We start from the raw sequence: 21,526 nt of genomic DNA on the forward strand, positions 1-21,526 counted from the left end.
CTCCCCTCTCCGTCTCGGCTTCGCCGAGCCACCTCTCCCCACTTCGTGGGGCGAGGAACCTTGATCTTGGCGCGCCGCGTTCCTTCGCGCCCCCTCATCACTTCCCAAAATGCCTCGCCGCCACATCCACATGCGCGTGGTGCGCATGCGGCTCAAAACGCTCGGTCTCGTTGTGGTCGGGCGCGTCGTTCGGCCACCATTTGCCGGCGACGACGATGCCGCTGGAGACCAACCGCTGGTCCGCGACCAATGACGCTCCGACAGCGTCGACGAAGGTGAAGCGGCCAGGTTGCTGCCTCAGCACCGCGACATCGCCGATGCCACCGGCCTTCAACGCGCCGAGCTCGGGCCGCGCGATCGCCTGCGCGGGGTTCACCGTCGCCGCGCGCAGCACCTCGACCAGCGGCATGCCGAGCGCCATCAGCTTCGACATGCAGACCAGCATGTCGAAGGCCGGGCCGTCGACGCAGTAGAGATGCACGTCGCTGGAGATGACGTCGGGCGCCAGGCCCTCCGCGAGCATCGCCTTCGCCACCTCGAAGTCGAAGGAACCCATGCCGTGACCGATGTCGAAGATGACGCCGCGCTCGCGCGCCAGCCGCATGTCCGGCCGCACCGCGCCCGAGGCGAAGACCGGCGCGTTGGGGAATGGCCGGAAGCAGTGGGTGAGGATATCGCCACGGCGCAATCTCGGGAGCACTTCCGAACGGCCCGGCGGCGGCTCGTCGATATGCGCCATAAGCGGCAGGCCGACCTTGTCGGCGGCCTCGAGCGCGAGGTCGACCGGAGCGATACCGCTGGTACCGCCGGCATGCTTGCCGGATCGAACCTTGACGCCGACGACGACATCGGCGTGCTCGCGCACCGCCGCCACCGTCTCGCGCGGCTCGCAGAGCCTCAGATCGCTGCACTCGCCGACCGACACGGTGTTCGAGAAGCCGAAAATGCCGGCAAAGGAGATGTTGACGTAAGCGAGGATGCGGACCTTCGAACGCTCGATGACATGGCGGCGGAAGCCGAGGAAATTGCCGGCGCCGGCGCTGCCGGCGTCGACGAAGGTGGTGGTGCCGCTCTTGGCGGCCAGCCGGTCGGCATCGACGCCGAGCGAGGTGCCGCCCCAATAGACATGGCTGTGCAGGTCGACGAGGCCGGGCGTGACGATGCAGTCCCTGGCATCGACCACCTGCGTGGCGTGTTCGGCATCGATGGCGGCCTCGATCGCGGCGACGCGGCCATCGGCGATGGCGACATCGCGCTGCGCGTCCAGGCCCGATGCGGGGTCAATGACGCGCCCGCCCTTGATCAGGAGATCGAACTGCATCGCTGCCCTCCCTGTTGTTTGACGCAATCCCGAACGGAAAACAGCTACACACTTTCCTGGAATTGCTTTTTGCGATCAGAGCGGCCGGTAGGCGACCGCCTCGACCTCGATCTTGATGTCGATCATCAGCCGCGATTCGACGGTGGTGCGCGCCGGCGGATCCTTCGAGAAATGTTTTGCATAGACGGTGTTGAAGGTGCCGAAGTCGCGCGCGTCCTCCAGCCAGACCGTGGTCTTCACCACATCGTCCATGGTGCAGCCGGCCAGCGCCAGCGCCGCGCTGACGTTTTGCAGCACCTGCTCGGTCTGCTCGGCGATGCCGCCCTTCACCACCAGCCCGTCGCTGCCCACTGGCACCTGGCCGGAGACAAAGACGAAATCGCCGGCGCGCACGGCCGGCGAGAGCGGGACATGCGATTTTCCAAAGCATTGCTTGGGCAAGTAAGCCTCCTCTTGGCGATCGAGCGGAACCGTTCGCGTGGCCGTCTACGCTTGTCGGCATGATCCTCATAGAGGCAATGTCGGAAAGCAACATTTTTTCGAAATCTATGTTGCTTTATTACAAAGGCCTGAGCATCTTGCGCTCGACGCCGCTTTCGTCCGGCTGCGCGATATGAGAGGAGATCGGGCATGACCTTCGACAACAATCCGTTTCCGGAAGGTGATGCCGATCGCCACGCGCTGTGGGAAATGCTGGTGCGGCGCGACATCGACGCCTTCCTCGGCCAGGATTGGTCGATGGTCGAGGACGATTTCATCGCCGAGAGTTTTTTCGGCATGCATGCGCATTTCCTCAACAATGCCGATGCCTGGCGGCTGCAGTTTCCGAGGCTCGACGTCTATCGCGACGAATGGCTGCGGCAGGCCAAGGAGACAGCCGCGACGAAATTCGCCGAGCCGCTGCGCGAGGCGATTTTCCGTGTCACCAACATGCGCGATATCGACGTCGACGGCGATCGTGCGGTGCTGCACAAGAAGTTCGATGGCTCGATCGCCAAGGCCGACGGCGGCATCGACCGGCTCAAATGGCAGACGCTCTACTTCTGCCGCAAGGTCGGCGGGCGCTGGAAGATCGCCGGCTTTGTCGGTTACATGCCGCATCCGCTGGGCTAATGCATGTCGAAATTCAGGTGAGCCCGGCCTGCAAATAGCGGGTTCCCGCGCTTCCAGTTCTCATGTATCCGCAGGTAAACGCTTCGGAGCCTATGACAGCCGCGGCAACCGCTCGTCAGGCGACCGGTGGTCGAACACGACCCCCATGGTCTTACCAACGGCGGCCATCACGATCAGCTCGACCAGATGGTCATCGCTGTCCCCGCAGGATGGATCGGCATGGCGTATGGCCTCGAGCATGGCGCGTGTGGACACGGTGTCGCCGGCGCGAAATTTCGAAAGGGCAGACGAAACAAGGTCTTGCACCGTCGGGTCCATGACGGGCACTTCCGCAGCGACGTTCATTGGCCTCCTCCTGCCATGAACCCTCCCTGGAAAGATGATACGCCAATGGCTGGATTGCGCCAGCGAAATGGTGGTCCGACCAGTGCCGATGGCGACACCCTGCCGCCAGTTGCCCCGTGGGGACGAGCTGACGCTCGCCCTTGGGAAGAGCTCACGCTCGCCCTTAGATGTGGAACACCGCCCGGCCGTGCGCTGCCATGCTCGACGCGCCCGGCTTCGGTTGATAAGCCCGTGGCGCGCAGGGAGACGATCCGAGTCGAAATATGACGGTTGCAATCGAGATGGGGCAGACAGGAGCAGGCGCTCCGGCCGCCCTCGACCTTGAGGAACTGCTGGCGACCCGCTTGCTGGTGCAGGGCAATTCGGGCTCCGGCAAGTCGCATCTGCTGCGCCGGCTGCTCGAGCAGAGCGCGCCGTGGGTGCAGCAGACCATCATCGACCCCGAAGGCGACTTCGTGTCGCTGGGTGAACGCTTTGGCCATCTGGTGATCGACGCCGAGGAGCATACCGAGCGCGGCCTGCAGGCGGCGGGCGAGCGAGCGCGCATCCACCGCGTCTCGACTGTGCTCAACCTCGAGGGACTCGACGCCGAGAACCAGATGCGACGCGCCGCGGCTTTCCTCGGCGGGCTGTTCGAGGTCGCGCGCGACCACTGGTATCCCATGCTGGTGGTCGTCGACGAGGCGCAGCTCTTCGCGCCCGCCGCCGCCGGCGAGGTTTCGGACGAAGCGCGAAAACTCTCGCTCGGTGCGATGACCAATCTGATGTGCCGCGGCCGCAAGCGCGGGCTTGCCGGTATCATCGCCACGCAGAGGCTGGCGAAGCTCGCCAAGAACGTCGCGGCGGAAGCCTCCAACTTCCTGATGGGACGCACCTTCCTCGACATCGACATGGCGCGCGCGGCCGACCTGCTCGGCATGGAACGGCGCCAGGCCGAAGCGTTTCGCGACCTGGAGCGCGGGCATTTCATGGCGCTTGGGCCCGCCTTGTCGCGCCGTCCGCTCGGCGTGCGCATCGGCCAGACCGAGACCAGCCCGCGCAACGGCACGCCGCGGCTGATGCCGCTGCCGGAAGCGACGCTGGAAGATGCACGTTCGATCATTCTCGCGGCGCCGCCGCCGGAGACGGTCAGGCCGCAACGTCGGCCTTCGCCCGACCTGCTCGACCAGCTGATGGCGGCCAAGGCCGCGCCGCTGGACATGCGCCCCGAGCCGGCGGAGCCGCAGCCCAGCGCCGAGGACCTGGCCGAGCGGCGCGAGCGCATGGACCGCATCCTGCGCGCCATCCTGGCCGAGCCGGATGCCGGGTTCCGTGTCATCGGCGTGCTTTACCAGGAGTTCGTGGTCCGCTGCCGCATCGAGGGCCTTGCTTCGGTCGTGCCCGATCTATCGGAATTCCGCCGCATGCTGACGCGGGCTCGTGCCGGCGTCGGCTCCGACATGGGCGAGGACGACGCGTGGCGCGACGTTTCGGTCCGCGCCTCGCTGCTGCCGGAGGACATGCAGGGCGTGTTCATGATGATCGCCCGGGCGGCCAAGGAAGGCTGGCCCTGCCCGAGCGACGCGGCGATCGCGCGCGCCTATGGCTCGCATTCGTTGCGCCGCGCGCGGCGGTTGCTCGACTATATCGAGGAACAGGGCCTCATCGTCTGCCAGATCGACGGCACCGGTCGCCGCACCGTGACGCTGGTCGAGCTCGCCTGGGCGACGGCGCCGGGCGATCCCAACGCAGCGGAGCAGGACAGCTCAGCGGCGTGATTACGGCCGCAGCTCGATCGCGCTGGCGCCGTGCAGCGACGCGTGATGGGTGGAGACGACGACGATCCTATCGCTGAAGCGGGCGAGCAGCCGCTCAAGGATACGCTCCCCCTGCGCCTCGTCGAGGTGTTCGGTCGGCTCGTCGAGCAGCACGAGGGGGCGGGATGACAGCCAGGCGCGCGCTAGGTTGATGCGCTGCGCTTCGCCGAGCGAGAACCTGTCCTGCCTGACCCAGCTGTCCAGCCCGCCCGCGTCGCGGATACGGCCGTCCATCTCGGCGGCTTCGAGCGCCCGCCAGAGCGCGGCATCCGGGACATCGCCGGCGAAGAGATTGGCGCGGACGGTGTCCTCGAGCACGACCGCGTCGTGCAGGACGAGCGACGCGAGCGCCCGCCGCTCGCCTGCCGACAGGATGCGGTCGCCGGCGGCGAAGGCATCGTCGCCGATCCAGCCGGCGATCTGCTTGAGCAGGCTCGTCTTGCCCGAGCCGCTTGCCCCGACAAGCACCGTCGGCTGGCCCCGCGCGAGGAGCAGGGAGATGGGCGTTCCGATCGAGCGGCCGTCGGGCGCACGGCGTTGCAGGGCGCCGTGACGCAGCAGGCCGGGCTTGATGTTATCCGGCGCGAATTCGCTCCTGTCGGCCGCGCGTGTCCATTGGCCGATCTCGGCGCGAGCCGCGTTGCGGCGAAGCACGGCAACCAGCATGCGCGATGCGCCATTCATGGCTTCGCCCAGCGCCAGCCAGGAGAAGGCGAGCAGCATTGGCGCGAGAAGATCCGTGCCCTGCCGCCCGGCATGCCAGACCGCCGCCATCACGCTGACGCCGGCAACCGGACCGAAGGCCGCGCCGATCATGTCGAACATGGCCTGCATCCGGCGAAGCGAAAGCAGCGCGCCGTCGGCGCGAGAGAACGCGGCAAGGGCCTCCGTGCATTCGCGGTTCCAGGCGCCCTCCGCCTTCAGGGGTACGCCTGACGCCATGGCCGCGCCGAGCCGGCTTGCGCCCCCGCGACGCAGCGACCTGGCTTCACCCCACGCCATGGCGCCAGCTCTGGCCACCCGGTTTCCCGCGAACAGGATGGCAAGCAGCAAGAATGTGATCGGCAGGAGGGATAAAGGCGCCAGCACCGCCGAGCCGGCGATCAGGACCGCGAGGCCACAGGCGAGCGTCAGCGCCGGCAGGCCGGCGCGCAGCCTGGCGAAGTCGAGATCCTCGACGTCGTCGAGATAGTCGGCGAGACGCGAATCGTCGCCGAGTTGCCATCCCGCCTGGCGCACGGCCGGTGCCGCCGCCATGGCGGCGAAAAGTTCGGCCCGACGCGCTACCTGATCGGCGAGCGCCGCCTTGTGGCCGGCCAGGCGCTCGCCGTAGCGGGCAGCGGTGCGGCCGACCGCGAAGAACCGGATCAGTGCCCCCGCGATGTGGAAATTGAAGGTGAAAGCGGTGGCGGAAAGGCCGGCGATCGCCACCGATCCCAGCAGCCAGGCAGAAACGCCGCCGAGCAATATGGCGCAAAAGAGCGCGGCGAAGGCGAAACCCGTCGCCAGCCGCCACGACTTCCGGCTCGATGATTGAACTGCTGCGCTCATGCCGCAACCTCGACGGCATCGCTGTCGGTAAGGTCGACGGTCAGGTGGGCGGCGGCAGCCAGATCGCGGTCATGTGTCGCCACAACGACCAGCCGCCCGCGCGAAATCTCAAGCAGCACGCTCCGCACGGCTTCGGCTGTCTCGCGGTCGAGCTTTGCCGTCGGCTCGTCGGCCAGCACGGTACGGCCGGAAAGTTGCGCGCGGGCAACGGCGACGCGAAGCCGCTGGCCGCCCGAAAGGTTGGCGCCGCCCTGGTCCAGCCTTGCATCGAGGCCGCCCGGCAGCAGCGTGTCGTCGAGCAGCCCGATCGCGTGGGCGGCATCTTCCAGCCGGTTCCGGGCTACCGCACCGGCATTCCACGAAATCGCCTCGGCCAGCATTCCCTCGGGTACGTAGGCGTCCGTCGAAACCCAGGCGATGTCTTCAGCAACCAACGAACGGGTCCCTGGCGCCGGCGCGACGCCAGGTTCGAGGCCGGCGAGACGTCGCAGCAAGGTCGATTTGCCTGATCCGCTAGGCCCGACGATGGCGACGAGGCCTTTCGCCGGCAGCATCAGACGCAGGCGGTCGAGCGCTGGCAGGGCCTTTGCCTTGACCGGCTCGGCATTCATCAGCCGGTTCAGTGCGGCAGCCGCCGCCTGTCCCTCAGCCTTGGCGTGGTACTGCTCCGAAAAGCGGCGGAACGGCGCGAAATATTCCGGGGCGATCATCAGGATGAACAGGCTCTGCCAGAGTGCCAGGTTGGAGAAACCGGGGATCATCGCGAGCTTGAGGTGGCCGAGGCCGAGGAAGACGGCGAGGATGGCGATCGAGAGCGAGGCGAAGAAGTCGATAATGCCGGCGTTGGCGAAGGCGATGCGCAGCACACCCATGGTGTTGTCCGAATAGGCTTCAAGGCGCCGGGCGAGCTTGGCCTCTTCGCCGCTCGCGGCATGGTTGGCGAGGATCGTCGGCAAGGTGCGGATGCGATCGGCGAACTGGTCGGCCAGCCGGCCCAAGGCGCGTTCCTGCGCATCGGCACGGCGGCGGATGGCGTCGCCAATCAGCGCGAAGAACAGGATCATCACCGGCGTCAGGCAGATGACCAGCAGGGCTGCCTGCCAGGAGACGAGGAAAAGCGCCGCCGCCGCAAGGAGCGGCCCCGCCGCCATCATGGCGCTTGCCGCGCGGTGGCCGACGACAAGGCCGGCGATCGCTTCGGGATGACGCTGCATCGACAGGATGACGCTGCCGACGGAGAGCGATTGCAGCCGGCGTGCCGGCATCTCGTCCAGGCGCTTGCCCGCCAGCCGGCGCAGAGCGATCGATACGGTGCTCTCCGCGAAGGCTTGCGCCCTGTCGGCAGCAAACCCGGCGACGCAGGCAGCCAAGAGAAAAACCATCGTGACCGGGACGAGCCAGGAGGCGACAGGCTCGCCCATGACGAGCCGGCCCACCGCCATGGCTGCCGTCGCGGCAAAACCCAGCCGCAACGCCGTGCGGGCGACTTGCAGGCAGAGCAAGCGGCGCAACCCGCGTTTTGCCAGACGCTGGGCGGTGGCGAGCGCCTCGAAAGCGTCCGGCGCCGAGGCGGCTGGATCATGAGCTGAGGCGGAAGCGGCTGGCGATCTCATGCGCAGGTTTTCGCACGCGCAAGGAGGAAAGGAATTGATCCAGATCAAGTCGCCGGCGTTCGTCCGGCGCTATCAGGCTGTATCCAGAAAGGATGCTCCCATGTCCGACTTTCTTCTCGTCGACCTGTCGCGGCTGCAATTCGCGCTGACGGCCCTCTATCATTTCCTCTTCGTCCCGCTCACGCTCGGCCTTTCCATCCTGATCGCCATGATGGAAACCGTCTATGTGATGACCCGCCGCACCGTATGGCGCGACATGACGAAATTCTGGGGCGTGCTGTTCGGCATCAACTTCGCGCTCGGCGTCGCGACCGGCATCACCATGGAATTCCAGTTCGGCATGAACTGGGCCTACTACTCGCACTATGTCGGCGACGTGTTCGGAGCGCCTCTCGCCATCGAAGGGCTGATGGCCTTCTTCCTGGAGGCCACTTTCGTCGGCCTGTTCTTCTTCGGTTGGGATCGGCTCTCGCCGCGCGCGCATATGATCGTGACCTGGCTGATGGCGCTTGGCACGAACTTCTCTGCGCTCTGGATCCTGATCGCCAATGGCTGGATGCAGAATCCCGTCGGTTCGGCTTTCAACCCGGACACAATGCGCATGGAAGTCACGGACTTCATGGCGGTGATCTTCAATCCGGTGGCGCAGGCGAAGTTCGTCCACACCGTTTCGGCCGGCTATGTCTGCGCCGCCACGTTCGTGCTCGGCGTATCGGCCTGGTATTTGCTCAGGGGACGCCATGTCGAGCTCGCCAAGCGCTCCTTCGTGATCGCTTCGGCCTTCGGCGTGGCATCGGCGCTGTCCGTCATCGTGCTCGGCGACGAGAGCGGCTATGCGCTCACCGACAACCAGAAAATGAAGCTCGCGGCCATCGAGGCCATGTGGGAGACCGAGCCGGCGCCCGCGTCGTTCACGGTGTTCGGCATTCCGAGCCAGAGCGATCGCCAAACGCATTTCGCCATCCACATTCCATGGGTGATGGGCATCATCGGCACCCGCTCTTTCGACAAGCAGATCGCCGGCATCGACGAACTCGTCGCCCATGCCGAAGCCCGCATCCGCAACGGCGTCGTCGCCTATGACGCGCTGGAGAAGATAAAGGCGGACCGCAACGACACCGCCGCCCGTGCGGTCTTCGACGCCAGCTCCAAGGATCTCGGCTACGCGCTGCTGCTCAAGCGCTACCTACCCGATCCGCGGCTAGCGAGCGAGCAGCAGATCAAGGACGCCGCCTGGTCGACAGTGCCTTACGTGCCGCTGCTCTTCTTCGGCTTCCGCCTGATGGTGGCCTGCGGCTTCACGCTGCTGGCGCTGTTCGCGGTATCGCTTTGGCATACGACGCGGGAGACCGGAGCGCCGCGCTGGCTGTTCCGCGCCGCGCTCGTCGCCATGCCGCTGCCCTGGATCGCCATCGAGGTTGGCTGGTTCGTGGCCGAGTTCGGACGCCAGCCGTGGATCATCGACGGCGTGCTGCCGACCTTCCTTGCGACGTCGGAGCTCGGCGTCAGCGATCTTCTGCTCACCGTCGCCGGCTTCACGCTCGTCTATGGCGTGCTCGCGATCATCGAGGTCAGGCTGATGCTGGCCGCCATCCGCAAGGGGCCGGAGGTGGCGAAGGTCATCGATGACCTGCGCCCGAGCGCCGACCCCGCAATGCAACCGGCAGAGTGAAGGATCACGACGATGATCGAATTTCTCTTCGACTATGAAACGCTGCGCGTGATGTGGTGGATACTGCTCGGCGTGCTTTTGATCGGCTTCGCCGCGACCGACGGGTTCGACATGGGGGTCGGCGCGCTTCTCACCTTCGTGGCCAAGACAGATGCCGAGCGTCGCGTGGCGATCAATACGATCGGGCCTGTCTGGGAAGGCAATCAGGTGTGGTTCATCCTCGGCGGCGGCGCCATCTTCGCGGCATGGCCGGCGCTTTACGCGGTGAGCTTCTCCGGCTTCTACCTCGCCATGTTCCTGGTGCTCCTGGCACTGATCATGCGTCCCGTCGGCTTCAAGTATCGCTCGAAAAGGCCCGATCCGGCCTGGCGCACGCGCTGGGACTGGGCGCTGTTCGTCGGTGGCGCGGTGCCGGCGTTGATCTTCGGCGTCGCCGTCGGCAACACGCTGCAGGGCGTGCCGTTCCATTTCACGCCGGACCTGCGCCCGGTCTATGAAGGCAGCCTTTTCGGTTTGCTCAATCCGCTCGCGCTCTATTGCGGCCTGGTGTCGCTCGCCATGCTGGTGACCCATGGCGCGGCCTGGCTGACCTTCAAGGCGGAGGGCAGCGTCGCCGAGCGCGCCCGCGTCGTCGGCACGCGCTCCGCGATCATCACGGCGGTGCTGTTTGCCGGCGGCGGCGTGCTGGTCTGGCTCGGCCTGCTCGGCGGCTACCGCGTGACGTCGCCGATCGTCTGGGACGGGCCCTCCAATCCGCTGGTGAAGACGGTGGTGGCTGACGGCGGCGCCTGGCTGGGAAACTTCCATGCCCACCCGCTGCTCTGGATCGTGCCCGGGCTCGGCGTCGCAGCACCTTTGCTTGCCGCCGCCGGTTTCCAGGCGCGGCTCGAAGGGTGGACTTTCATCGCCTCGAAGCTCGGCGTCGTGACGATCATCGCTACGGTGGGACTGGCCATGTTCCCGATCCTGTTGCCGTCGAGCAGCAATCCCGGCCATTCGCTGGCGGTCTTCGACGCTTCGTCGAGCCGCGCCACGCTGCGCAACATGCTGATTGCCACGGTGATCTTCATGCCGCTGATCCTTGCCTACACCGCCTGGGTCTACAGGGTGCTGTGGGGCAAGGTCGGTGAAAAGAGCATCGAGAAAGCGGGTTCGTCGGCCTATTGATCCAACCGGAGTTTCTGACCATGTGGTATTTTTCCTGGATACTTGGCCTCGGGCTGGCGGCCTCCGTCGGCATCCTCAACGCGCTCTGGTACGAGTTGCGCACGGTTCGCGAAGAACCCGTAGAGGACGCCGTCTCATTGCCCACTCCTTGAGTCTGGGCATGACGGAGGAGCTATCATGACGGGCACCGGGCCGGAGCCGCTGCATGGCCCGGCGGATATGCGGCGGGCGCATATGCAGAAGCTCGCGCTCTGCCACATGCTCGAGGGCATCGCCGACGACCTGCCGTCGCGCGTCGACCGGCTCCAGTGCCTCGCTGTGGCGGCCGACCTGTTGCCGCTGATGCGCGAGTGCCACCGCTTCGAGGAAGAGGTCGTCTTCCCTGACTTCGCGCGGCAGACGGGCGAGGAAGACACCGTCGCCCGACTGAAGCTCGAGCACCTGGAGGATGAAAGCGCGGCGGCGGACCTCAGCGAGGCGCTGCTGGCCTATGGCCACGGGCGGCAGATCGAGAATCCCGAGGCGTTCGGCTACATGCTGCGCGCCTTTTTCGAATCGTTGCGCCGCCACATTGCCTTTGAGCGCGACCACGTGCTGCCGAAGGTTCTCGGCACTCAATAATCGAACGCCGCGGGATCAGTCTCCGGCCCGCGCGGCCAGACGCCCGATGTCGTCGACGATGACGTGGCGGTTGTTTTCGACTCGGATGACGCTCTCGCCCCGCAGGCGGGTGATCTGCCGGCTCACCGTCTCGATGGTGAGGCCCAGGAAATCCGCGATCTCCGCGCGCGACAGCGGCAGGTCGAAAGCGGCGCCGCGCCGCTCAGGTCCGGCGGCGGGATCGATGTTGCGCACGATCATCAAAAGGAAGCTGGCGATCTTCTCGGAGGCCGTCTTGCGGCCGAGCGCCACCATCCAGTCGCGCGCCTGATCGAGCTCGCGCAGCTTCTGTTCGAGCAGGCGATGCTCGAGATTCGGCTGCTCCCTCATCATGCGTTCCAGCGCATGGCGCGGGAAAGAGCAGAGTTCGACCTTGGTTGCAGCCTCGGCGGTGAGCGTGCTCTCGCTCTGGAAGGGTCTGCCGAGGAAATCGGGAGCGAATTGCAAGCCGACGATCTGCTGGCGGCCGTCGGAGAGCGTCTTGGTCAGCTTCACGACACCCGAAAGCACGTTCGAGAAGCGCTCGACGCTCCGGGAATCACCCACCAGTTCCTTGCCGGCTTCGGCGTTGTGCCGCTTCGTCGATTTGGCAAGCGCCATGAGCTGCTCAGAGTTGAGCGCGCCGCATATGCCGCGATGCCGCGCCTCGCATGAAGCGCAGAGCACCGGGACGCCTGCCGTGTGAATATCCTCGCGCACGATGGAATATCTATAGTGTTCCCGCCCCTCAGCGGCAACGCAGGCCGGGACACGAAAGCGTCGCAGCCCATGCCGCGAGGATCGGATGCAAACCATTCCCGTCGACCACCGCATTGCACAATTGCGGTCCGCCTGCACAATAGGCGCATGTCCGCCGGTTCGTTGACCATCCTTGTTATCGACGAGAACAGCATCCGTGCCTCGATCATCGAGGCCGGATTGCGGGACGCCGGCCATCGCCATGTCACGGTCATCCATGACGTGGCGGGCATTGCCCGGCGTATCGCCGAGATCGAGCCGGATGTCATCGTCATCGATCTGGAAAATCCCAACCGCGACATGCTGGAGAACATGTTCCAGCTGTCGCGCGCGGTGAAACGACCGATCGCCATGTTCGTCGACCGCTCCGACCAGGCCTCGATCGAGGCGGCCGTCGATGCCGGCGTGTCCGCCTATGTCGTCGACGGGCTGAAGAAGGAACGCATCAAACCGATCCTCGACATGGCGATCAGCCGCTTCAACGCCTTCTCACGCATGGCGCGCGAATTGGAGGAGGCGCGCAGCGAGCTGGAGAACCGCAAGGTCATCGACCGGGCCAAGGGCATCTTGATGAAGTCGCGCGGCTTGAGCGAGGAGGCTGCCTACACGCTTCTGCGCAAGACCGCCATGAACCAGAACCGCAAGATTGCCGAGATCGCCCAGAGCCTGGTGACGGCGGCAGGGCTGCTGGGCCCGCTGGAGGGCGAATGAGTACGACGCATGAGATTACCGCCGGCTTCATGCCGCTCTTCGACAGCGCCGTCCTGGTCGCGACCGGCGAAATGGGCTTTGCCGCCCGCGAGGGCATCGAGCTCAAGCTGCAGCGCGAGACCTCCTGGGCCAACATCCGTGACCGCATCGCCATCGGCCATTTCGACGTCGCGCACATGCTGGGGCCGATGCCGCTCGCCTGCAGCCTCGGCCTCACGCCGCTTGCCTCTGACACCATTGTGCCGTTCTCGCTCGGGCTCGGCGGTAATTGCATCACCGTCTCCAACGCCGTGTGGGACGGCATGGTGGCGAACGGAGCCATCCCTGACCTCGATCCGGCGCGCGCTGGAGCGGCGCTCGGCGCGCTGATCCGCGAGCGGTCGGCTGCCGGCCGCGAGCCGCTGCGCTTCGCGGTCGTGCATCCGCATTCCGGGCACAACTACGAGCTCCGCTATTGGCTCGCCGCCTGCGGCATCGACCCCGATCGCGACATCGAGATCGTCATCGTGCCGCCGCCCTTCATGGCCGATGCGCTGGCTGCCGGCCGCATCGACGGCTATTGCGTCGGCGAGCCTTGGAACAGCGCCGCTGTTGCAGCCGGAACCGGCCGCATCGTCACCGTCAAGGCGCTGCTCTGGCGCAACAGCCCGGAAAAGGTGATCGGCGCGCGCAAAGCCTGGGCGGAGGAGAACCCGGAAGCGCTGGCGGCGCTGCTGAGAGCGCTGCATCATTCCGCCCGCTGGTGCCAGGATCCGGTAAACCGCGGCGAGCTGGCCGCGCTGATGGCGAGGCCCGCTTTCCTCGGTCAGCCGGAGGCGATCCAGATGCCGGCGCTCACTGGACGCCTTCAACTGGGCGGCGGTGTGGAGCGGAGCGTCGAGGATTTCTTCCTGCCCTTCGACAAAGCGGCGAACTTCCCCTGGAAGAGCCATGCGCTGTGGTTCTACACGCAGATGGTGCGCTGGGGGCAATTGCCGCACACGCCGCAAAACCTCGCCATCGCCCGCGACTGCTACCGGCCCGACCTCTACCGCTCGGCCCTGAAGCCGCTTGGCGTGGCGCTGCCCGGCGCCAATGCCAAGGTCGAGGGGGCGCTGAAGGTTGCGACGCCGGTCGGCTCGGCGGGAGCGAGCCTGGTGCTTGGCCCGGATGGATTCTTCGACGGCCAGATCTTCGATCCAGACCAGATCGACGCCTACATTGCGAGCCAGATAAGTGCCTGATCATTTGCGCGCCATTCTTGTGCATTGCACAAAATTTATGCGACCTGTCTATGCCATTGATCAATGTTTGACCGCGTTGCCGCTTGGCTCCGTCGCAGGCCGATTCCGTTATCTACTTGATTCTAATTGAAATTCTTATTTCTCGCAGAACTGGCACGCTTCGTGCTTTGAAATAAACCGAGCCCCTCGTGGGCAACAGAATCGGCGTCCAATGGCGGGCGCCACAGGCAAAGCTGCCGCTCAGGTCACCACGCGATCCCGGATGTACGGACGCGAGGGGGCCTGGTCGGCAGCTTTTTTCGTTTTGGACCGGAGACGACGATGACGAGACGGATCGGACCTTCGCTCAGGGATTTCACCCGCCGCGATGTCCTGGCGAGCAGCGCGCTGACGGCGGTGCTGTTCATCGCCGCGCTGCTCTTGTTTCCCGCCAGCCACGAAGCCGAGGGCAAGGGTCCGCAAGTGACCGCGCAAGCCCCGTCGCGCTGACCGATGCCGTGCCCCTGATCAACACCACACGCGGCGCGTGCCATGCCGCAAACCGGAGCCGACCATGACCGCAAACCTCCCAGCCGCGCCCAGCCAGGACAGTGCTCCCCGGCAGGCGCTCGTCATGTCCACCATCGCCTTCACCGTGTGCTTCGCGGTGTGGACGATCTTTTCCATCATCGGCGTGCGCATCAAGCAGGAGCTTGGGCTCAACGAGACCGAATTCGGCCTGCTGGTCGGCACGCCTATCCTCACCGGCTCGCTTGTGCGCATGGTGCTCGGCGTCTGGACCGACCGCTATGGCGGCCGGCTGGTCTACACGCTCACCATGCTCGCGGCGGCGGTCGCGACCTTCCTGCTCGCTTTCGCCCACACCTATCAGCAGATGCTGCTTGCCGCGCTCGGCGTCGGGCTTGCTGGCGGCTCCTTTGCGGTCGGCGTCGCCTATGTCTCGCGCTTCTTCCCCGCCGGCAGACAGGGCACGGCGCTCGGCATTTTCGGTGTCGGCAATGTCGGCGCGGCGGTCACCAAGTTCCTGGCGCCGCTCGTGCTGCTTGCCTGGGGCTGGCAGTCGGTGGCGCTGATCTGGGCGGCGGCGCTGGTCGTCATGGCCATTGTCTTCTGGTTCACCACCAACGACGATCCGGTCATCCGCGAGCGCCGCGCCGGCAAGGCGGCACCGGCGAGGAGCTTCTGGCAGGAATTCGCGCCGCTGAAGAACCTGCAGGTCTGGCGCTTCGCCTTCTACTATTTCTTCGCCTTTGGCGCGTTCGTGGCGCTGTCGCTCTGGCTGCCGCGCTACCTGATCGGCGTCTACGGTTTCGGCATCGCCACCGCCGGCATGATCGGCGCCGCCTATTCGATCCCGGCAAGCATCTTCCGCGCCTATGGCGGCGTGCTTTCCGACCGCATCGGCGCCCGCACCGTGCTCTACTGGACCTTCAGCGTCTCTGCCGTCGCGACCCTCGTTCTGTCTCTCCCCTCGGCAGATTACGTGGTGCGCGGCATCAGCGGGCCGATCCCGTTCCACTTCGAGATCGGCCCGCTCGCCTTCATCGCCGTCGCCTCCGTGCTCGGCTTCTTCATGAGCCTCGGCAAGGCCGCCGTCTACAAGCACATCCCGGCCTACTACCCGCAGAGCGTCGGCGCGGTCGGCGGCGTCGTCGGCATGATCGGCGGCCTCGGCGGCTTCATCCTGCCGATCGCCTTCGGCGCGCTGAACGACCTCACCGGCGTCTGGTCGAGCTGCTTCATGCTGCTTTTCGTGATCGTCGTCTCCTGCCTGGTCTGGATGCATCTCAGCATCCGCCGGATGGAGCGCGCGGCCGCCGTCAAGACATCGTCCCTTTCGTACGCCGCCGAATAGACCGGAGACCGACATGAGCGAAAAACTCGTCATCATCGGCAACGGCATGGCGCCCGGCAGGATGCTCGAGCACCTGCTGGAGGCCGCGCCCGACCGCTACGCCGTGACCATCTTCAACGCCGAGCCGCGCGTGAACTACGACCGCATCATGCTGTCGCCGGTGCTCTCGGGCGAGAAGGCGTTCGAGGAAATCGTCATCCATGGCGACGGCTGGTACATCAAGCACGGCATCACCCTCTACAAGGGCCACCGCATCGTCGCCATCGATCGCGAGGCCAAGACCGTTACCTCGGACCATGGCGTGACCGAGAGCTACGACCGGCTGGTCATCGCCACCGGCTCGGTGCCCTTCATCATTCCGGTGCCGGGCAAGGACCTGCCCGGCGTGCTCACCTATCGCGACCTCGACGACGTCAACGCCATGCTGCTTGCCGCGCAGTCGCGCGCCAAGGCGGTCGTCATCGGTGGCGGCCTGCTCGGGCTCGAGGCCGCGGCGGGGCTCAAGGAGCGCGGCATGGACGTGACCGTGCTGCACGTCATGCCGACGCTGATGGAGCGCCAGCTCGATCCGGCCGCCGGCTATCTGCTGCAGAAGGCCGTCGAGGCGCGCGGCATCAAGGTCATGGCCAAGGCCAATACCAAGGCGATTTTCGGCAACGGCAAGGTTGAGGGCGTCGAGCTGATGGACGGCACGATCATCCCGGCAACGCTGGTGGTGATGGCGGTTGGCATCCGCCCCAGCACTGCGCTCGCCAAGGAGGCAGGGCTCGAGGTCAATCGCGGTATCGTCGTCGACGACCGAATGCGGACGTCCGATCCGGCGATCATGGCGCTCGGCGAATGCGCGGAGGTCGGCGGCCATGTTTACGGACTGGTCGCGCCTCTCTACGAGATGGCCCGCGTCGCGGCGGCCGGGCTCGCGGATGGCGAAGACAGGCGCTTCGTCCACTCCGACACGCCGACCAAGCTCAAGGTCACCGGCATCGACCTCTATTCGCTAGGCGACTTCGCCGACGGCGAGGACCGCGAGGAGATCATCCTGCGCGACGCTTCGGCCGGCATCTACAAGCGCGTCGTGCTGCAGGACAACCGCATCATCGGCACGGTGCTGTTCGGCGAGACGGCCGACGGCGCCTGGTTCAACGACCTCAAGAAGAAGGCGACCGACATCTCCGAGATGCGCGACACGCTGATCTTCGGCCAGGCGTTCCAGGGAGGTGCTTCCTCGGACCCTTTGGCGGCCGTTGCGGCACTGGCGGATGATGCGGAAATCTGCGGCTGCAACGGCGTCTGCAAGGGCAAGATCACCGGCGCGATCACCGTCAAGGGCCTGACCGGGCTCGATGACGTGCGCGGCCACACCAAGGCCTCGGCCTCCTGCGGCTCATGCACGGGTCTCGTCGAGCAACTGCTGAAGCTCACGCTCGGCGAAGCCTACAACCCGGCGGCGGTGCAGCCCATGTGCGGCTGCACGTCGCTCGGCCATGACGATGTGCGGCGCCTGATCAAGGCGAAGGGGCTGAAGACGATCCCCGCCGTCATGCAGGAGCTCGAATGGAAGACCTCCTGCGGCTGCGCCAAATGCCGCCCGGCCCTCAACTATTATCTGGTCTGCGATTGGCCGGACCAATATGCCGACGACTATCAGTCGCGCTTCATCAACGAGCGCGTGCACGCCAACATCCAGAAGGACGGCACCTATTCGGTGGTGCCGCGCATGTGGGGCGGCGTGACCAGCGCCGCTGAACTGCGCGCCATCGCGGACGTCGTCGACAAGTTCGAGATCCCGATGGTCAAGGTCACTGGCGGCCAGCGCATCGACATGCTGGGCATCCGCAAGGAGGACCTGCCGGCGGTCTGGTCCGATCTCGGCAAGGCCGGCTTCGTCTCAGGCCACGCCTATGCCAAGGGCCTGCGCACGGTGAAGACCTGCGTCGGCACCGACTGGTGCCGTTTCGGCACGCAGGATTCGACCGGCCTCGGCATCCGCATCGAAAAGTTCATGTGGGGGTCGTGGACGCCGGCCAAGGTGAAGATGGCGGTGTCGGGATGCCCACGCAACTGTGCCGAAGCGACCTGCAAGGATGTCGGCGTGGTGTGCGTCGAGTCCGGCTACGAGATACACTTCGCGGGTGCGGCCGGCCTCGACATCAAAGGCACCGAAGTGCTGGGTCTCGTGAAGACCGAGGACGAGGCGCTGGAGGTGATCGTGGCGCTCGTCCAGATGTATCGCGAGCAGGCCCGCTATCTGGAGCGCATCTACAAATGGGCCAAGCGGATTGGCACTGCCGAGATCAAGCGGCAGATCCTGGATGACGGCGAGAAGCGCAAGGTCTATTACCAGCGCTTCGTCTTTTCCCAGAAATTCGCCCAGGTGGATCCGTGGTCGGAGCGCGTCTCCGGCAAGGACAAGCATGAGTTTCGACCGATGGCCTCGGTCGGGTTCGCGGAGGCGGCGGAGTGATGGGGATGGTTGCGTCATTCACACCGCCAGCGTCCAGTCGTTCGGCCCGTTTCTTACCGACATCGAGCTTGGACACCCCCCTCTGGCCTGCCGGCCATCTCCCCCGCAAGGGGGGAGATCGGGTGTCATCGCGGCTTTCGCCAATCTCCACCGTTGCAGGATTGGGCGGAGCGCCCAAGCTGTCAATCTCCCCCCTTGCGGGGGAGATGTCCGGCAGGACAGAGGGGGGTGCCTGGGCGCATTCCTATCAATCGAATGCGGGAGCGTCCCAATGACCTGGATCGCCATCGGCGCCATCGCCGACATTCCGCCGCGCGGCGCGCGTTGCGTCGCCACACCGCAGGGCAAGATCGCGGTCTTCCGCACGGCGGACGACCAGGTCTTCGCCATCGACGACCATTGCCCGCACAAAGGCGGGCCGCTCAGCCAGGGCATCGTCCATGGCGCGGCGGTGACCTGCCCGCTGCACAATTGGGTGATCTCGCTGGAGACGGGCAAGGCGCTCGGCGCGGACGAGGGCTCGGTGAGGACGCTTCCCCTCAAGGTCGAGGGCGAACGGATCTTCATCGCGCTCGAAGCGCTGGCCTCGAAAGCGGCCTGAGGCATGGAAGAAGCGCGCGAGGTGAGGACCACCTGCCCCTATTGCGGGGTGGGCTGCGGCGTGCTGGCCGGGATCGCCGCTGACGGCACGACAACCGTCCGCGGCGATCCCGACCATCCGGCCAATTTCGGCCGGCTGTGCTCGAAGGGCGCCGCCCTCGGCGAGACGCTCGGCCTCGACGGCCGGCTGCTGCAGCCGGAGGTTCTCGGCAAGCAGGCCGGTTGGGACGAAGCGCTCGACCTCGTCGCCGAAAAATTCTCGCGGGCGATTGCCGAGCATGGTCCGGACTCGGTCGCCTTCTACGTCTCCGGCCAGTTGCTCACTGAGGACTATTACGTCGCCAACAAGCTGATGAAGGGTTTTATCGGCTCGGCCAATATCGACACCAATTCGCGGCTCTGCATGGCGTCGTCCGTCGCCGGCCACCGCCGCGCCTTCGGCGAGGACATCGTTCCCGGCATCTACGAGGATTTCGAGCACGCCGATCTCATCGTGCTCACCGGCTCCAACACCGCATGGTGCCATCCCGTGCTCTACCAGCGCATGCTTGTCGCGCGCAAGAAGCGCGGCACCAGGATCGTCGTAATCGATCCTCGCCGCACCGCCACGGCCGACGAATGCGACCTGCATCTGGCGCTCGATCCGGGCACGGATGTGCTGTTGTTCAACGGGCTGCTGGCGCACCTCGCGCAATCTGGAAAGATCGATGCCGGCTTCATCCGCGACCATACGTCGGGCTTCGACGCCACGGCCGCGCTGGCCGGCGCCGATGCGCCATCGGTCGCGCGTGTCGCGAAAGGCTGCGGATTGGCGGCCGCCGATGTGCAGGACTTCTACGATCTCTTCGCCGAGACCGAGCGTACTGTCACTGTCTACAGCCAGGGCGTCAACCAGTCGGCGCATGGCACCGACAAGGTCAACGCCATCATCAACTGCCATCTCGCCACCGGCCGCATCGGCAAGCCCGGCATGGGGCCGTTCTCGGTCACCGGGCAGCCGAACGCCATGGGCGGTCGCGAGGTGGGAGGGCTGGCCAACCAGCTCGCGGCGCATATGGACTTCGCCGACGAGGCCAACATCGATCGTGTGTCCCGCTTCTGGAACGCGCCGAACATCGCGCAACGCGCCGGCCTGAAAGCGGTGGACATGTTCCAGGCGGTCGCCGACGGCCGCATCAAGGCGCTGTGGGTGATGGGCACCAACCCAGCCGTGAGCATGCCGGACGCTTCGCGCGTGCGCGCCGCGCTCGCCAAATGCGATTTCGTCGTGGTCTCGGATGTCACCCGCACCGACACCACGCGCTATGCCGATGTGCTGCTGCCGGCCGCCGTCTGGGGCGAGAAGGACGGCACCGTCACCAATTCGGAGCGGCGCCTCTCGCGTCAGCGACCGTTCCTGTCATCGCCGGGCGAGGCAAAGGCCGACTGGCGCATCGTCTGCGAGGTTGCCGCGCGCATGGGGTTTGGCGATGCCTTCGCCTACCAGTCGCCGGCCGACATCTTCTGCGAGCATGCCGCACTCTCAGCTTTTGAGAACAGGGGCGAGCGCCTGTTCGATCTCGGCGGCATGGCTGATTTCGGCGATGAAGAGTATGCCGCTTTCGCGCCGCGCCATTGGCCCGCGTCGGAGCGGGGCGAGCAGCAGACACGATTGTTCGCCAACGGCCGTTTCCCGACGCCGGACGGCCGCGCGCGCTTCGTGCCCGTGCGGCAGGAGGCGACCGCCTTCACGGTCGATGCCGACTATCCGCTTGCCCTGAACACCGGCCGGCTTCGCGACCAGTGGCACACGATGACGCGCACCGGGAATGTGCCTCGTTTGATGGCGAATGCGCCGGAGCCGGCGGTCGATCTCCATCCGGCCGATGCGGCAGCGCACCATCTCAGGGATGGCGATCTCGCCCGGCTTTCGACACGCTTTGGCTTCGTTCGAGCGAGGGTGCGCGTGGCCGATGCACAGCGGCGCGGCCAGGCCTTCATGCCCATGCATTGGAGCGGGCAGTTCGCAGCCAGGGCTTCCGCCGGCCTGCTGTCGTCACCGGTCACCGATCCGCATTCCGGCCAACCGGAGCTCAAGCATGTTCCGGCGAGGATCGTGCGCGAGAACACTGGCTGGACCGGCGTGCTCATCACGCGCGGCGATCTGCGGCCGACGGGTTTCGTCCACTGGAGCCGGTACGCGGTCGAGGGCGGCTGGGTCTACGAACTGACCGGAACCGAGCCGCCGGACCAGGGCATTCTGCTCTCGCGCAAGCTGCTCGCTGTCCAGCGGCGGGATCAGCTGCTGGAATACACCGATCGCCGCGGGCTCGCCTATCGCGCGGCAGCTATCGACGATGCAGGCGCCATGGCTGAAGCCCTGCTCGTCGCCGCTCCGGACCAGCTGCCGGCGCGCGACTGGCTGGTGTCGCTGCTTGCCACGCGCCAACCGCTGTCGACAACCGATCGCCATGCGCTTCTATCCGGCCGCTCGCCCGTGCCGATGCCGGCCATCGGCCGCGTCGTGTGCGCGTGCTTCCATGTTGGCGTCAACCAGCTCGCATCGGCAGTCGCGGGCGGATGCGACAGCCTCGAAGCGATAGGCTCGACGCTGCGCGCCGGCACCAATTGCGGCTCGTGCCGCTCGGAGATCAGGGCGATCATCGATGCCCGTCAGGTGCAGGCGGCGGAGTGAAATGTGCCTGCCTTTCGACCGGT

The 21,526-nt window shown here is 66.2% G+C and carries 19 protein-coding genes; 13 read left to right on the top strand and 6 right to left on the bottom strand.

What is annotated here, in order from left to right; translation table 11 throughout:
• Positions 1–97 precede the first annotated feature (97 nt).
• Positions 98–1,321: an amidohydrolase/deacetylase family metallohydrolase gene (locus CK230_RS23510; RefSeq protein WP_095819515.1), complete on the bottom strand. Its 1,224-nt coding sequence runs from the start codon at positions 1,319–1,321 to the stop codon at positions 98–100.
• A 75-nt stretch (positions 1,322–1,396) separates the two neighbouring features.
• The gene (locus CK230_RS23515) at positions 1,397–1,762 is read right to left on the bottom strand and encodes a RidA family protein (protein WP_095819516.1); all 366 of its coding nucleotides are present in this window, start codon (positions 1,760–1,762) and stop codon (positions 1,397–1,399) included.
• A gap of 189 nt (positions 1,763–1,951) precedes the next feature.
• On the opposite strand from CK230_RS23515, the gene CK230_RS23520 reads away from it, so the two are divergent.
• On the top strand, positions 1,952–2,434 hold the full coding sequence (locus tag CK230_RS23520) for a hypothetical protein (RefSeq protein WP_095819517.1): 483 nt from the start codon (positions 1,952–1,954) through the stop codon (positions 2,432–2,434).
• A 90-nt stretch (positions 2,435–2,524) separates the two neighbouring features.
• Here CK230_RS23520 and CK230_RS23525 read toward each other — a convergent pair whose 3' ends face one another.
• On the bottom strand, positions 2,525–2,779 hold the full coding sequence (locus tag CK230_RS23525; RefSeq protein ID WP_095819518.1) for a hypothetical protein: 255 nt from the start codon (positions 2,777–2,779) through the stop codon (positions 2,525–2,527).
• 263 nt (positions 2,780–3,042) lie between these two features.
• On the opposite strand from CK230_RS23525, the gene CK230_RS23530 reads away from it, so the two are divergent.
• Positions 3,043–4,536, top strand: coding sequence for an ATP-binding protein (locus CK230_RS23530; protein WP_095819519.1), 1,494 nt, complete (start codon positions 3,043–3,045; stop codon positions 4,534–4,536).
• On the opposite strand, the gene CK230_RS23535 is transcribed toward CK230_RS23530, so the two are convergent.
• Both CK230_RS23535 and CK230_RS23540 read right to left on the bottom strand, forming a co-directional pair.
• The gene (locus tag CK230_RS23535) at positions 4,537–6,126 is read right to left on the bottom strand and encodes an ATP-binding cassette domain-containing protein (RefSeq protein WP_095819520.1); all 1,590 of its coding nucleotides are present in this window, start codon (positions 6,124–6,126) and stop codon (positions 4,537–4,539) included.
• Positions 6,123–7,739, bottom strand: coding sequence for an ATP-binding cassette domain-containing protein (locus tag CK230_RS23540; RefSeq protein WP_095819521.1), 1,617 nt, complete (start codon positions 7,737–7,739; stop codon positions 6,123–6,125). Before CK230_RS23540 ends, CK230_RS23535 begins: the two co-directional genes overlap by 4 nt.
• Positions 7,740–7,839: 100 nt before the next feature.
• Between CK230_RS23540 and CK230_RS23545 the strand changes: the two genes are divergently transcribed.
• From CK230_RS23545 to CK230_RS23560, 4 genes are read left to right on the top strand one after another with little or no spacing between them, the layout of a single operon-like run.
• Positions 7,840–9,411 (top strand): cytochrome ubiquinol oxidase subunit I, encoded by a 1,572-nt coding sequence (locus CK230_RS23545; RefSeq protein WP_095819574.1) that lies wholly within the window; start codon positions 7,840–7,842, stop codon positions 9,409–9,411.
• A 12-nt stretch (positions 9,412–9,423) separates the two neighbouring features.
• The gene (gene cydB / locus CK230_RS23550; RefSeq protein WP_095819522.1) at positions 9,424–10,578 is read left to right on the top strand and encodes a cytochrome d ubiquinol oxidase subunit II; all 1,155 of its coding nucleotides are present in this window, start codon (positions 9,424–9,426) and stop codon (positions 10,576–10,578) included.
• A 20-nt stretch (positions 10,579–10,598) separates the two neighbouring features.
• Complete coding sequence (gene cydX / locus CK230_RS23555; RefSeq protein WP_095819575.1) at positions 10,599–10,730, top strand: cytochrome bd-I oxidase subunit CydX; 132 nt, start codon at positions 10,599–10,601, stop codon at positions 10,728–10,730.
• Positions 10,731–10,755: 25 nt separating this feature from the next.
• Positions 10,756–11,199, top strand: a complete 444-nt coding sequence (locus tag CK230_RS23560; protein ID WP_245430031.1) for a hemerythrin domain-containing protein — start codon at positions 10,756–10,758, stop codon at positions 11,197–11,199.
• A 15-nt stretch (positions 11,200–11,214) separates the two neighbouring features.
• Here the strand turns inward: CK230_RS23560 and CK230_RS23565 are convergent, their stop codons facing one another.
• Positions 11,215–11,838 carry a Crp/Fnr family transcriptional regulator gene (locus CK230_RS23565; protein WP_348629166.1) on the bottom strand — a complete coding sequence of 208 codons (624 nt, stop codon included), beginning with the start codon at positions 11,836–11,838 and terminating at the stop codon, positions 11,215–11,217.
• 246 nt (positions 11,839–12,084) lie between these two features.
• Here CK230_RS23565 and CK230_RS23570 point away from each other — a divergent pair, with 246 nt between their 5' ends.
• The 7 genes from CK230_RS23570 (at position 12,085) to CK230_RS23600 (ending at position 21,503) form a co-directional block, all read left to right on the top strand.
• Positions 12,085–12,687 carry an ANTAR domain-containing response regulator gene (locus tag CK230_RS23570; RefSeq protein WP_095819524.1) on the top strand — a complete coding sequence of 201 codons (603 nt, stop codon included), beginning with the start codon at positions 12,085–12,087 and terminating at the stop codon, positions 12,685–12,687.
• A complete protein-coding gene (locus CK230_RS23575) occupies positions 12,684–13,910 on the top strand; it encodes a CmpA/NrtA family ABC transporter substrate-binding protein (protein ID WP_095819525.1) in 1,227 nt (408 codons plus the stop codon). Before CK230_RS23570 ends, CK230_RS23575 begins: the two co-directional genes overlap by 4 nt.
• Positions 13,911–14,231: 321 nt before the next feature.
• Positions 14,232–14,399 carry a hypothetical protein gene (locus tag CK230_RS33195; RefSeq protein WP_176480185.1) on the top strand — a complete coding sequence of 56 codons (168 nt, stop codon included), beginning with the start codon at positions 14,232–14,234 and terminating at the stop codon, positions 14,397–14,399.
• A gap of 64 nt (positions 14,400–14,463) precedes the next feature.
• Entirely contained in the window at positions 14,464–15,765 is a 1,302-nt protein-coding gene (locus CK230_RS23580) for a nitrate/nitrite transporter (RefSeq protein WP_095819526.1), read from the top strand.
• Positions 15,766–15,778: 13 nt separating this feature from the next.
• Complete coding sequence (nirB, locus tag CK230_RS23585; protein ID WP_095819527.1) at positions 15,779–18,229, top strand: nitrite reductase large subunit NirB; 2,451 nt, start codon at positions 15,779–15,781, stop codon at positions 18,227–18,229.
• 271 nt (positions 18,230–18,500) lie between these two features.
• Positions 18,501–18,830: a nitrite reductase small subunit NirD gene (nirD, locus tag CK230_RS23595; protein ID WP_095819528.1), complete on the top strand. Its 330-nt coding sequence runs from the start codon at positions 18,501–18,503 to the stop codon at positions 18,828–18,830.
• A 3-nt stretch (positions 18,831–18,833) separates the two neighbouring features.
• On the top strand, positions 18,834–21,503 hold the full coding sequence (locus CK230_RS23600; RefSeq protein WP_095819529.1) for a nitrate reductase: 2,670 nt from the start codon (positions 18,834–18,836) through the stop codon (positions 21,501–21,503).
• Positions 21,504–21,526 lie beyond the last annotated feature (23 nt).

It is taken from the genome of Mesorhizobium sp. WSM3859 (genome assembly GCF_002295065.1).
Lineage (GTDB): Bacteria > Pseudomonadota > Alphaproteobacteria > Rhizobiales > Rhizobiaceae > Mesorhizobium.

Coding starts and splice junctions, on each gene's coding strand:
- nirD (WP_095819528.1), top strand. CDS start 18,501: ATGACCTGGATCGCCATCGGCGCCATCGCCGACATTCCGCCGCGCGGC.
- CK230_RS23545 (WP_095819574.1), top strand. CDS start 7,840: ATGTCCGACTTTCTTCTCGTCGACCTGTCGCGGCTGCAATTCGCGCTG.
- CK230_RS23540 (WP_095819521.1), bottom strand. CDS start 7,739: ATGAGATCGCCAGCCGCTTCCGCCTCAGCTCATGATCCAGCCGCCTCG.
- CK230_RS23580 (WP_095819526.1), top strand. CDS start 14,464: ATGACCGCAAACCTCCCAGCCGCGCCCAGCCAGGACAGTGCTCCCCGG.
- nirB (WP_095819527.1), top strand. CDS start 15,779: ATGAGCGAAAAACTCGTCATCATCGGCAACGGCATGGCGCCCGGCAGG.
- CK230_RS23510 (WP_095819515.1), bottom strand. CDS start 1,321: ATGCAGTTCGATCTCCTGATCAAGGGCGGGCGCGTCATTGACCCCGCA.
- CK230_RS23565 (WP_348629166.1), bottom strand. CDS start 11,838: ATGGCGCTTGCCAAATCGACGAAGCGGCACAACGCCGAAGCCGGCAAG.
- CK230_RS23530 (WP_095819519.1), top strand. CDS start 3,043: ATGACGGTTGCAATCGAGATGGGGCAGACAGGAGCAGGCGCTCCGGCC.
- CK230_RS23520 (WP_095819517.1), top strand. CDS start 1,952: ATGACCTTCGACAACAATCCGTTTCCGGAAGGTGATGCCGATCGCCAC.
- CK230_RS23525 (WP_095819518.1), bottom strand. CDS start 2,779: ATGAACGTCGCTGCGGAAGTGCCCGTCATGGACCCGACGGTGCAAGAC.
- CK230_RS23570 (WP_095819524.1), top strand. CDS start 12,085: ATGTCCGCCGGTTCGTTGACCATCCTTGTTATCGACGAGAACAGCATC.
- CK230_RS23600 (WP_095819529.1), top strand. CDS start 18,834: ATGGAAGAAGCGCGCGAGGTGAGGACCACCTGCCCCTATTGCGGGGTG.
- CK230_RS23560 (WP_245430031.1), top strand. CDS start 10,756: ATGACGGGCACCGGGCCGGAGCCGCTGCATGGCCCGGCGGATATGCGG.
- CK230_RS23535 (WP_095819520.1), bottom strand. CDS start 6,126: ATGAGCGCAGCAGTTCAATCATCGAGCCGGAAGTCGTGGCGGCTGGCG.
- cydB (WP_095819522.1), top strand. CDS start 9,424: ATGATCGAATTTCTCTTCGACTATGAAACGCTGCGCGTGATGTGGTGG.
- cydX (WP_095819575.1), top strand. CDS start 10,599: ATGTGGTATTTTTCCTGGATACTTGGCCTCGGGCTGGCGGCCTCCGTC.
- CK230_RS33195 (WP_176480185.1), top strand. CDS start 14,232: ATGACGAGACGGATCGGACCTTCGCTCAGGGATTTCACCCGCCGCGAT.
- CK230_RS23575 (WP_095819525.1), top strand. CDS start 12,684: ATGAGTACGACGCATGAGATTACCGCCGGCTTCATGCCGCTCTTCGAC.